10 protein-coding genes are annotated in these 11,212 nt (G+C 57.6%); 9 read left to right on the top strand and 1 reads right to left on the bottom strand.

Features of this window, described 5'->3' with window-relative positions:
- Positions 1 to 26 precede the first annotated feature (26 nt).
- On the bottom strand, positions 27 to 485 hold the full coding sequence (locus tag HMPREF9334_RS07840) for a low molecular weight protein-tyrosine-phosphatase (protein WP_006692928.1): 459 nt from the start codon (positions 483 to 485) through the stop codon (positions 27 to 29).
- Positions 486 to 661: 176 nt separating this feature from the next.
- Here HMPREF9334_RS07840 and HMPREF9334_RS07835 point away from each other — a divergent pair, with 176 nt between their 5' ends.
- The 9 genes from HMPREF9334_RS07835 to tuf all read left to right on the top strand — a co-directional run bounded on the left by HMPREF9334_RS07835 (position 662) and on the right by tuf (position 10,927).
- The gene (locus HMPREF9334_RS07835; protein ID WP_006692927.1) at positions 662 to 2,317 is read left to right on the top strand and encodes a ShlB/FhaC/HecB family hemolysin secretion/activation protein; all 1,656 of its coding nucleotides are present in this window, start codon (positions 662 to 664) and stop codon (positions 2,315 to 2,317) included.
- Between the two features lie 30 nt (positions 2,318 to 2,347).
- Positions 2,348 to 3,007, top strand: a complete 660-nt coding sequence (trmB, locus tag HMPREF9334_RS07830) for a tRNA (guanosine(46)-N7)-methyltransferase TrmB (RefSeq protein ID WP_006692926.1) — start codon at positions 2,348 to 2,350, stop codon at positions 3,005 to 3,007.
- Positions 3,007 to 4,188, top strand: coding sequence for an FtsW/RodA/SpoVE family cell cycle protein (locus tag HMPREF9334_RS07825; RefSeq protein WP_006692925.1), 1,182 nt, complete (start codon positions 3,007 to 3,009; stop codon positions 4,186 to 4,188). Before trmB ends, HMPREF9334_RS07825 begins: the two co-directional genes overlap by 1 nt.
- 63 nt (positions 4,189 to 4,251) lie before the next feature.
- On the top strand, positions 4,252 to 6,267 hold the full coding sequence (locus HMPREF9334_RS07820; protein WP_006692924.1) for an LTA synthase family protein: 2,016 nt from the start codon (positions 4,252 to 4,254) through the stop codon (positions 6,265 to 6,267).
- Between the two features lie 158 nt (positions 6,268 to 6,425).
- Complete coding sequence (locus HMPREF9334_RS07815; RefSeq protein ID WP_006692923.1) at positions 6,426 to 6,671, top strand: ribosomal L7Ae/L30e/S12e/Gadd45 family protein; 246 nt, start codon at positions 6,426 to 6,428, stop codon at positions 6,669 to 6,671.
- A 64-nt stretch (positions 6,672 to 6,735) separates the two neighbouring features.
- Entirely contained in the window at positions 6,736 to 7,113 is a 378-nt protein-coding gene (rpsL, locus tag HMPREF9334_RS07810; protein WP_006692922.1) for a 30S ribosomal protein S12, read from the top strand.
- Between the two features lie 27 nt (positions 7,114 to 7,140).
- Positions 7,141 to 7,611 carry a 30S ribosomal protein S7 gene (rpsG, locus tag HMPREF9334_RS07805; protein WP_006692921.1) on the top strand — a complete coding sequence of 157 codons (471 nt, stop codon included), beginning with the start codon at positions 7,141 to 7,143 and terminating at the stop codon, positions 7,609 to 7,611.
- 34 nt (positions 7,612 to 7,645) lie between these two features.
- Entirely contained in the window at positions 7,646 to 9,724 is a 2,079-nt protein-coding gene (gene fusA, locus HMPREF9334_RS07800; RefSeq protein WP_039957433.1) for an elongation factor G, read from the top strand.
- 15 nt (positions 9,725 to 9,739) lie between these two features.
- Positions 9,740 to 10,927, top strand: coding sequence for an elongation factor Tu (gene tuf, locus HMPREF9334_RS07795; protein WP_006692919.1), 1,188 nt, complete (start codon positions 9,740 to 9,742; stop codon positions 10,925 to 10,927).
- The last annotated feature ends 285 nt before the right edge of the window (positions 10,928 to 11,212 follow it).

Genomic DNA, 11,212 nt, shown 5'->3' with positions numbered 1-11,212 from the left:
CCATCGATGGGGCGCTTTTGTCATGGTTATTTATTTTTCGTCAGTTCTTGCAGCAGTGCACGACACCCCGCATCCACATCACGGTAGGTGATGTCGAAGTTGCCGGTGTACCACGGGTCGGCAACATCGCGCTCCTCGCCGATGTAGGAGAGGAGTCGGCGAACCTTGCCGTCGGGATCGCCGCCTGTGAGGCGGTCGAGGTCGTTCATGTTCTCGGTATCCATGCCGATGATGATGTCGAATGCGCTGTAGTCGGCGGCGGTCATGAGCGTTGCACGTCGCTTGCTGAATGGGATGCCATGCGCGCGCAGTACTTCGCGTGTGCCGCGATGGGTGTCGCTGCCGATCTCGTCGCGGTGGAGAGCTTTGGACTCTACAAGGATTTTGTCGGCAAGCCCTGCTTCGCGCACGAGGTGTTTCATGACGAACTCCGCCATGGGGGAGCGGCAGATGTTGCCGTGGCAGACGAATAGTATTTTTTTCATGGTGTATACTCCTCTATGTTTGTTTTTCTTGGAAAGTCTACCGTAAATATGCTCCGATTGCAACCGCCGCGTGTGCGCTTCCCTTGTCTTTTCTCCTTGAAAATGCTAGAATGTATACGAAATAATGTCAGCATAATAGGGGTTGAGAGACGATCGTGTGTGATGGGATGAATTGTATGAGAAAGTATGCTGTTGTGCGTGCGGGTGTTGCCGCGTGTATTTGTGCGGGGGCTGCGTGCGTAGGGAGCGCGGGCTATGCTGCACCGTCGCTGGCGCGGCCGGGCGCGGAGGTCGCGAGTGAGCAGCCAAGACCTGAGATTGGCGTGGAGGATCAGACCCCGCGTTATCAGCAGGCGGGTGACGATGCGCAGTTCACGATTGAGAATTTTATTTTGGAGGCCCCCGATCTCGATCTCGATAAGAAGGAGCTGACACGCATCCTCGAGGAGGGGATGGGCGAGTATCGGACGATGGCACAGCTGCGCCGTACGGTGGACGCACTGACTTCGTACTGCCGCAGCCACGGCTATCCTGCTGCTGCGGTGTATCTGCCGCCGCAGGAGAGTGCAGACGGCATTGTTGTGCTGCGTGTGCTGCCGGGGCGTTACGGTGAGATCGCGATTGAAAACAACAGCCGACTGAAAACGCCTGTTGCACGTCGGATCATTGCAGGGCTGAAGGCGGATGACATCATCACGACGGAGAAGCTTGAGACGGCGCTCTACTCGGTGTCGGATGCGACGGGCGCACGCGCGGTCGGTGTGCTGAGCCCCGGCACGGCGTTCGGTACGAGCAAGCTGACGGTGCGCATCGAGGACTCGAAGGAGTCGAATACGGTGTTCTATGTAGAGAACTACGGCAGTCCGTCGACGGGACGCTACCGCTACGGCTTGCAGGAGACGATCTACAATGCCTCGGGGGCGGGCGACAAGGTGAGCCTCGGTACGCTGATCTCGAACGGGAGCCTCCGAAACTTTTACGCAAACTATGAGACGGTGGTCGGACACGGCGGATCGACACTGGGACTTGGCATCTCGCGCATGAATTATAAGATCGGACAGACCCTTTCTGCCATTGGCGCGGAGGGGAACTCGCTGACAGTCTCGCTCTTTGGGCAGGTGCCGCTCTATCATCTGACGAATCGCAGCCTGACTTTCCGCTATGGCTACAACTACCGCGATCTGAACGATGATATCACGGCGTTTGAGCTTACGGGCAAAAAGCATACGCATAGCGTCTATGCGGGCCTGGTTGGCATGCATCGTGTGCAGGGGCTGACGCTGAACTACAATGCGAATCTGACGCTTGGAACGCTGGGGCTGGACTCGGAGTATAGCCGTATTCTGGGCGAGCTCAACCGCACGGAGGATGGGTCGTATGCAAAGCTTGAGGCGGAAGCTACAGCGGTGCAGCAGCTCGGGCACACGACGGATTTCCTCGTCAAGGTTGCGGGGCAGAAGGCAAGCCGCAATCTCGACAGCTCGGAGGAGTTCTACCTCGGCGGCCCGAACGGCGTACGCGCCTACGCGCAGGGCGAGGGGGCGGGTGATGAGGGGGTGCTCGGAACGGCGGAGCTGCGCTGGCATACACCGGTGCGCGGACTGACAATGAGCACGTTCTACGATATGGGAACGGTGCGTGTGAGCAAAACGGCGGTTGCGCCGGACAACCGCGTGACCCTGCGCGGTTGGGGGATCGGCGCGGCATACAGCAATCCGGGCGACTGGTTCGCGCGTGTAGACTATGCGCGGCGCATCGGTCTTGACTCGTCGGTGTCGGCGAAAAACAATGCGGCGGGGCGCGTCTGGTTCATGGCGGGGAAGATCTGGTAATGATAGAACGGGGCTGAACGGGAACGGGCTATGAGACTGAGACGAAAGCCGTGGATTGATACGGCGATTCTGGACTATGCGGATTTTGTGACACCGCTTGGGGGCGATTGGTCGCAGTGCGCCGGTGCATGGACGGAGGCGTTTGGGCGCATAGCACCGCTTCATGTGGAGATCGGCGTGGGCAAGGGGGCCTTTCTGACGGAGCTTGCGGCGCGGAATCCCAATGTGAACTATGTAGGGCTTGAGGCGCAGCAGGGGGTGCTCTACTTTGCGGCGCGCAAGGCGGCGGCGCGTCAGCTGTCGAATGTGCGGCTGCTCGTCTTTGATGCGGCGTACCTCACGGAGCTCTTTGCTCCCGCCGAGGTCGACCGCATCTATCTGAATTTCTCCGATCCATGGCCGAAGAAACGCCATGCAAAGAGACGACTGACAAGTGAGCTCTTTCTTGAACGCTATCGTGCTGTGCTGAAGGCAGACGGAGAACTTCACTTTAAGACGGACAATATGGGGCTGTTTGACTACTCGCTTGAGACAATGGCGGCGGAGGGGTGGCAGCTCTCGCGTGTGACGCACGATCTCCATGCGCTCGGTGAGGCGGACAATATCATGACGGAGTACGAGCGCAAATTCAGCGCGCGCGGGGCGAAGATCGGTCGTCTTGTGGCGCACCCTCCCGTGAGGCACGTGTAATGCGTACGCGCTATACGCTCTTCAAGAGTGAGACGGAGCCGATTGTCATCATCATGGCGATCCTCCTTGTGACGGGGACGATCAATGTATTTAGCTCAAGCTATGTGCTTGCGGCGATGAATTTCGAGAATCCGTACTACTTCCTCCAGCGGCATCTCCAATGGCTGCTGCTCGGAATTGTCGCCTGCTGGATCTGTCGTAAGATCAACTATCAGCGGTTGCGCGGGCTCATGTTCATCGGACTTGGGATCAATCTCTTCCTTTTGGTTGCGGTGCTCTTTGTGGGCACAACGATCAACGGGGCACAGCGTTGGATTGCGCTCGGACCTCTGAGTTTTCAGCCGGCGGAGTTTGCAAAGCTGATGGCGGTGCTGATGGGGGCGTTCTCAATCTCGGCGATGCTTGGCAAGGAGCGCTTTCGCATGGATCGGGACTGGCCGCGTGTGGTGATCCCCTTCGGGGCAATTCTCGTGATGGCATTTCTCGTCTACCGCGAGCCGGACTTTGGTACGGCGTGCATTGTGTTCGGTGTTCCACTCCTCATGGCGCTTGTCCTACTCATTAAGCCGCGCTACTGGCTGTGGATCGTGCCGCTTACGCTGGTGACGGCATTTGCCATTGGGACGCTGCAGCCCTATCGCATGAAGCGCATTGAGGTGTGGTTCGATCCGTGGTCGGATGCACGCGATGCAGGCTATCAGATGGTGCAGTCGCTCTCGACGATCGGCTCGGGCGGGATCTTCGGCATGGGGTTTGGCGACGGCGTGAGCAAATATGAGTATCTGCCGGAGGCACATACGGACTTTGCCTTTGCAATTTTCAGTCAGGAGCACGGGTTCTTCGGCGTGGTGCTGATCTTCTTTCTGCTGGGGGTGCTGCTCATTACCTGTATGCGTGTGGCGGCGCGGGCGAAGGATACGTTCGGGCAGGTGCTGGCGCTCGGTATCATCTTTCTCGTACTCGGGCAGGCGCTTGCAAATCTCGCGATGGTCGCGGGGCTGCTCCCTGTGGTCGGCGTGCCGCTGCCGTTCATCAGCTACGGCGGCTCGTCGCTGATCGTGACGATGGCAGGAATGGGCATGCTGCTCGGCATTGCTGATCGCAGTAAGGATGTGCCTGTGCAAAAGAAAAATATGGAGCCGCCGGAGAAACGGCGGGAACACATTCATGTAGTGCGATGAAGTTGGGGATTTGCATGAGAAACAATTCCATGCAGATCCCTCTCTTGTTTGTGAGGTTGTTTGATGTTCAGTGATTTCTTTCTCGGAATGCAGCAGGATTTCAAGATTTTCCTTCTGCCGCCGCTGATCTGTGCCGTGTTTCGTCTCATCTTTATCCTCGTCTACCGGCCAAAGAAGTCGCCGTGTGGTGCGTGGGGGAAGTGGATTTCCTGTTTTCGTTACGGATTCTGGTGGGGGATGGACTTCAACGCGTATGCGTTTTTGATTCCTCTTGTTCTCGTCTCGATACCTGCGGCGTTCCTTCCCGCATACTTTGCCGTTAGTGATGCCGTGCGTCTGTCGCTGCTCCTTATCTATGCAGCGGTGCTCTATACGGCGTTTATCGGTAAGATGATTTTCTATGCGCATTTTCACGATACGTTCAATCAGACGCTCTGGCTCGGGAAAAATGCAGACAAGCGCAACTTCGCCGATATCTTCTTTCACCAGAATCATGGTGTGTGGCTGCTGCTCGGGTATCTGCCCTATCTCGCGCTCTGCTGCGCGGCGGGAAATGCTCTGCTTTCCCTGCCGTCCGTGTCCTATCCCACGCTGACGGATGGGGCGGGACAGTATGCGGTCAATACGTTGGTGTTTATCGCCGCTATTGTGCTCTTTTACTGGCTGCGCTATGGTGGGACGCTGCGCCATCGGAAAAAGCCCGAGTGGGATGAGGTGCCTGCTGCTGTCAAGGAGGATGCGGTACTCGGCAAGGCGGCGATCGATGATCTCATCGCGCTCAAGATGGTGTGGAAACGTCCTGTGCGGGAGTGCCTGAATCATACCGATGCAGAGAGCCGTGCGATTATGACAGCGATCATGCCGACATCCTTCGCGGGGGCTCCACTGGAAGTGTTTCGGCGAACGGCGCAGGGGGCGCGCATCACGCCGCCGCGTCATATTTTCTTTCTGCTGGCGGAGAGTTACGGGCAGGTTTTTTTCGATGAGCCGTACGCGACACTGAATCTCATGGAGGCGGGGGCTCGTTTTCGTGCCGAAAAACATACGGTCAGTATCAACAATTTTCTTTCGGGCGGGATGATCTCGCAGCCGTCTATTGTCAGGCTGCTTCTCGGCATCTATGACGCGGATATGGAGTTGAACGAGAATGTGATCTTTTGGGATCATACGTTGCCCACTGCGTTGCCGCGCCAGCTCAAGGAACTTGGATACCGTACGTCCTTCTGGTACGGCGGCGGACTGAACTGGGGCAGTCTCGTCCACTTTGTGCCTGCGCTCGGGTTTGATGCGGCATACGGCGGCATGGATATCTGTGGGGAAGATGCGCCGCGTACGTGGCTCGGTGTCTACGATCATATCTTTCTGGACGAAGCGGCGCGGCGCATTCGCACAGAGGGGGATGATGTGCCATCCTTTCATTTCCTCTATACGACCTCGAACCATGGCCCCTACCGTATCCCGTTTGAGGAGTGCGGCTTTGATGCAGCACGTCTGAATCCCCAAATGGGTGCTGCGCTGCGCAAAAACTCGCTGAAGTATCGCGGGCTTGGTTGTGCGTGGTATGCGGACTGGGCACTCTGCCGTTTCATCACACAGATGCGGGAAGCGTTTCCGGACGGCCTCTTTATCGTGACGGGAGATCACATGGGCGGTGAGGCTCCGCTTATTCGGGGGCTGGCAGCGCGGGAGGAGATGCTGCTGCGTGAACGCATTCTCACGTCGTTTTCGATGCACCATGCGGAGCTGACGGAAGCGCATCTTGCACACAATGTGATTGGTGGACACCTCAACATCTTGCCGACACTTATTGAACTTATTGCACCGCAGGGATTCCCCTACTATGCTGTCGAAAAGCCGCTGACAGAGCCGATTGATTGTGTTGTGACACCATATGCGTGGCTCACGCGTGAGGAGATTGGCTACTATCGTGAGCGTGCCGCGCAGGAGCTGGCTGTGACGGCGGGGCAGCTGCCGTGGCACTTCGATACGGAGCGGTTCACGGCGGAGCGCGATGCGTACTGTGAGTTGACGGCGTACTATGTGCGTCACCCCGAACTTTTGATGGAGAGTAATATTTGATGAGTGCGGACAGCAATGTCCGCATTTTCTACAAAAATATCTAAACAAAAAAGAAAGATACGCTAGAAGGGGTGTAAATAGAAAACTTTGTAAAATATGCGTTGACAAGCGTTTTGACGGATGATATTATGTGACAGTCCCCTTTTTGGAGGTGCACTATGTCTTTGGAAAAATTGCGTACAGCGCGCACGGTCGCCGGCATCCATCAGGTGTGCAAGGCGGTGCGGAGCGATACGGCGGAGATGGTGTTCATCGCCTCTGATGTCGATGAGCGTGTGCTTGGCGCATTGCTTGCGGCATGCGGGGGTGCGGGGATTACCCCTAACCGCTCCGCGACGAAGGCGGAGCTCGGCGCTGCGGTGCACCTCGATGTGGGTGCGGCAGCGGTCGCCAAACTACGGTAAAAACGCAGTTCTCTGCGTTTTCATACAAAAGAAATGATATGACGACAAAGGAAGGAGGTGCAGTATGCCAACGATCAATCAGCTCATTCGCAAGAGCCGGAAGAGCCTCGAGGAGAAATCGAAAGCACCAGCACTGAAGAACAGCCCGCAGAAGCGCGGCGTCTGCACGCGTGTCTATACGTCCACGCCGAAGAAGCCGAACTCTGCTCTTAGAAAGGTTGCTCGTGTTCGCCTGACGAACAGCATCGAAGTGACCGCATACATCCCCGGAATTGGGCACAATCTGCAGGAGCACAGCGTCGTCCTCATTCGCGGCGGTCGTGTGAAGGATCTGCCGGGTGTTCGTTACCACATCATTCGCGGTTCCCTCGATACCGCAGGGGTTCAGAACCGTGCACAGGGTCGCTCCAAGTACGGCGCGAAGCGTGCGAAGAAGAAGTAAGGAAGTATATCGTTAGGAGGTTGGGCTATGCCACGTAAGGGCCCCGTGCCGAAGCGGGATGTTCTGCCGGATCCGGTATATCATTCCAAGACGGTGACGAAGTTTATCAACAAGGTTATGCTCTCGGGCAAGAAGAGTGTCGCACAGCGCGTTGTGTACGATGCGTTTGACACGATTCGCGAGAAGACAGGGCAGGATCCGCTCGAGGTGTTCGAGACGGCTCTGCGCAATGTCATGCCTGTGCTCGAGGTCAAGGCACGCCGTGTCGGCGGTGCCAACTATCAGGTTCCAGTCGAGGTTCGTGCGGATCGCCGCATGACGCTCGGCATCCGCTGGCTTGTCGGCTATGCGCGTCTGCGCGGCGAGAAGACGATGGATGCACGTCTTTCGGCGGAGCTGATGGATGCTGCGAACAATACGGGCGCAGCGATCAAGAAGAAGGAAGATACGCACAAGATGGCGGAGGCCAACAAGGCATTCGCACATTATCGCTGGTAATATTTACCGGCAGTGTAAGGAGCGATAGGAAACAGTGGCAAGAGAATATTCCCTTGAAAAAACGCGGAATATCGGCATCATGGCACACATCGATGCCGGCAAGACGACGACCACCGAGCGCATTCTCTTCTACACGGGCGTAACGCACAAGATCGGCGAGGTTCATGAGGGCGCTGCCACCATGGACTGGATGGTTCAGGAACAGGAACGCGGCATTACGATTACGTCGGCGGCGACGACCTGCCACTGGAAGAACCATCGCATCAATATCATTGATACGCCGGGTCACGTTGACTTTACGGTCGAGGTAGAGCGCTCGCTGCGCGTGCTGGATGGCACGGTGGCTGTTCTGACCGCACGCGGCGGTGTTGAGCCGCAGACGGAGACGGTCTGGCGTCAGGCGGAACGCTACAATGTTCCGCGTATGGCGTATGTCAACAAGATGGACATTACGGGCGCAGATTTCTTCAATGTTATGAACATGATGCGCGAGCGTCTCAATGCGAACCCGGTGGCGATTCAGCTGCCGATCGGCGCAGAGGATGAGTTCAAGGGCATCATCGATCTCGTGAAGATGGATGCGATCGTCTACGAGGACGATCTCGGCAAGGTGACCGATGAGGTCGAGATTCCGGCCGAGTACAAAGAGCAGGCAGAAGAGTACCGCGAGAAGCTGATCGAGGCGTGCGCAGAGGCGGACGATGAGCTCATGGAGAAGTATCTCGGCGGTGAGGAGGTCACGGAGGAGGAGATCCGCCGTGCGATCCGCAAGGCAACGATCGCTTGTCAGATGACTCCGGTCACCTGCGGTACGTCGTATCGCAACAAGGGCGTGCAGCCCCTGCTCGACGCGATCGTCGACTATATGCCGGCACCGACGGACATCCCGCCGATTGCGGGTGTGAATCCCGATACGGGCGAGGCGGACAGCCGTCCCTCTTCGGACGATGCGCCGTTCTCGGCACTTGCGTTCAAGATTATGACGGATCCGTTCGTCGGCAAGCTCGCGTTCTTCCGCGTCTACTCGGGCACACTGAACTCCGGTTCGTATGTGTTCAACGCGACGAAGGACAACAAGGAGCGCATCGGCCGCATTCTCCAGATGCACGCGAACAACCGCAAGGAGATCGACGTGGTCTACAGCGGCGACATTGCGGCGGCAGTCGGCCTCAAGAATACGACGACGGGCGACACGCTCTGCGATGAGAACAAGCCGATCATCCTCGAGTCGATGGAGTTCCCCGATCCGGTTATCTCTGTTGCGGTTGAGCCCGCAACGAAGAACGATCAGGAGAAGATGGGCATCGCTCTCCAGAAGCTTGCGGAGGAGGATCCGACGTTCCGCGTTCATACGGACGCTGAGACGGGGCAGGTCATCATCTCGGGCATGGGCGAGCTGCATCTGCAGATCATCGTCGACCGTATGCTCCGCGAGTTCAAGGTCGACTGCAAAGTCGGCGAGCCGCAGGTTGCATACCGCGAGACGATCCGCAAGTCCGTCAAGGCAGAGGGCAAGTTTGTCCGTCAGTCCGGCGGTCACGGTCAGTACGGTCACTGCTGGCTCGAACTCATTCCGCAGGAGGCAGGCGAGGGCTTCAGCTTCGAGAACAAGGTCGTCGGCGGCGTAATTCCGAAGGAATTCATCAATCCGATCGAGGCCGGTGTCAAACAGGCGATGGAGGGCGGCGTGGTCGCCGGCTATCCGATGGTCGACATTAAGGTTATCGTTTACGACGGCTCGTTCCATGAGGTCGACTCGTCCGAGGCTGCGTTCAAGGTGGCGGGTTCGATGGCATTCAAGGCGGGTGCCGAGAAGGCAAGCCCGGTTCTCCTTGAGCCGTACGTCAAGGTCGAGGTCACGGTGCCCGAGGAGTACATGGGCGACGTCATCGGCGACCTGAACTCGCGTCGCGGACGCATCGACGGCATGGAGCCGCGCAACGGTGTGCAGGTCATCAACGCGTTCGTTCCGCTGTCGGAGATGTTCGGCTACTCGACGGATCTCCGTTCCAAAACTCAGGGCCGCGGGAACTACTCGATGGAGGTTTCCTTCTACGACGAAGTTCCTAAGAATATAGCTGACGCTGTAGTCGCCAAGAACAAAGGCGAATAAGGAGGCAATTTTAGAATGGCAAAGGAAAAGTTTAACCGCAGCAAGCCCCATGTCAACATCGGCACGATCGGCCACGTTGACCACGGCAAGACGACGCTGACGGCTGCGATCACGAAGGTTCTCTCCGAGAAGGGCTATGCGAAGTTCGAGGACTATGCGGACATCGACAAGGCTCCGGAGGAGCGCGAGCGCGGCATCACGATCAACACGGCACACGTTGAGTATGAGACGGACAACCGCCACTATGCACACGTCGACTGCCCGGGCCACGCGGACTATGTCAAGAACATGATCACGGGTGCTGCGCAGATGGACGGCGCAATCCTCGTTGTCTCCGCTGCTGACGGCCCGATGCCCCAGACGCGTGAGCACATCCTGCTCGCTCGTCAGGTCGGCGTTCCGGCTCTCGTTGTGTTCCTCAACAAGGTCGACCAGGTTGACGATCCCGAGCTCCTCGAGCTCGTCGAGATGGAAGTCCGCGAGCTGCTTTCGCAGTATGAGTTCCCCGGCGATGACATCCCTGTCGTTGCGGGCTCCGCACTCAAGGCTCTTGAGGGCGACGAGGCGATGAAGGCGAAGATCCTCGAGCTCATGGACGAGGTTGACAAGTACATTCCGACGCCGACGCGTGACACGGACAAGCCGTTCCTCATGCCGGTTGAGGACGTGTTCACGATCACGGGCCGCGGCACGGTTGCTACGGGTCGTGTGGAGCGCGGCGAGCTGAAGCTGAACGATACGGTTGAGATCGTCGGCCTTCAGGATGAGGCGCGCAGCACGGTTGTCACGGGCATCGAGATGTTCCGCAAGCTGCTCGACAGCGCGGTTGCGGGCGACAACATCGGCGCACTGCTCCGCGGCGTGGATCGCAAGGACATCGAGCGCGGTCAGGTTCTCGCAAAGCCGGGTTCCATCAATCCGCACACGAAGTTCAAGGCGCAGGTCTACGTTCTGACGAAGGAAGAGGGCGGCCGTCATACGCCGTTCTTCACGAACTATCGTCCCCAGTTCTACTTCCGTACGACGGACGTGACGGGCGTTGTCCGTCTCCCCGAGGGCACGGAGATGGTTATGCCCGGCGATAACGTCGAGATGGAAGTCGAGCTCATCACCCCGATCGCGATCGAGCAGGGTCTCCGCTTCGCTATCCGCGAGGGCGGCCACACGGTCGGCGCGGGTCGTGTTACGGCGATTGAAGGCTAATTCTTAGTCTCTTGATATTCCCTAGGGAGAGGAGCGGCGCTCGCGTCGCTCCTTTTCGAGGGAAATGACGGTTCGATGAAGCTCCTCAGATTGGCGTAGATTTTTGGGGCTGTCAAGGAAGCAAACCGGACGCATAGCCGAGGTGCTATGTGGAGGATTTGCTGACACAGACAGCGCGAAAAAGATGCGCTGAGATGGGGGCTGAATGAACCGAAATTTCCCGATTGGGATATGATAAAACTTCTTTTTCATCTTTTGGAATCATACGACAGACGACGTACTCCA

Source organism: Centipeda infelix ATCC 43532 (assembly GCF_000234095.1).
In the GTDB taxonomy this organism is placed as follows: Bacteria; Bacillota; Negativicutes; order Selenomonadales; family Selenomonadaceae; genus Centipeda; species Centipeda infelix.
This window is presented reverse-complemented; position numbering and strand designations above follow the sequence as displayed.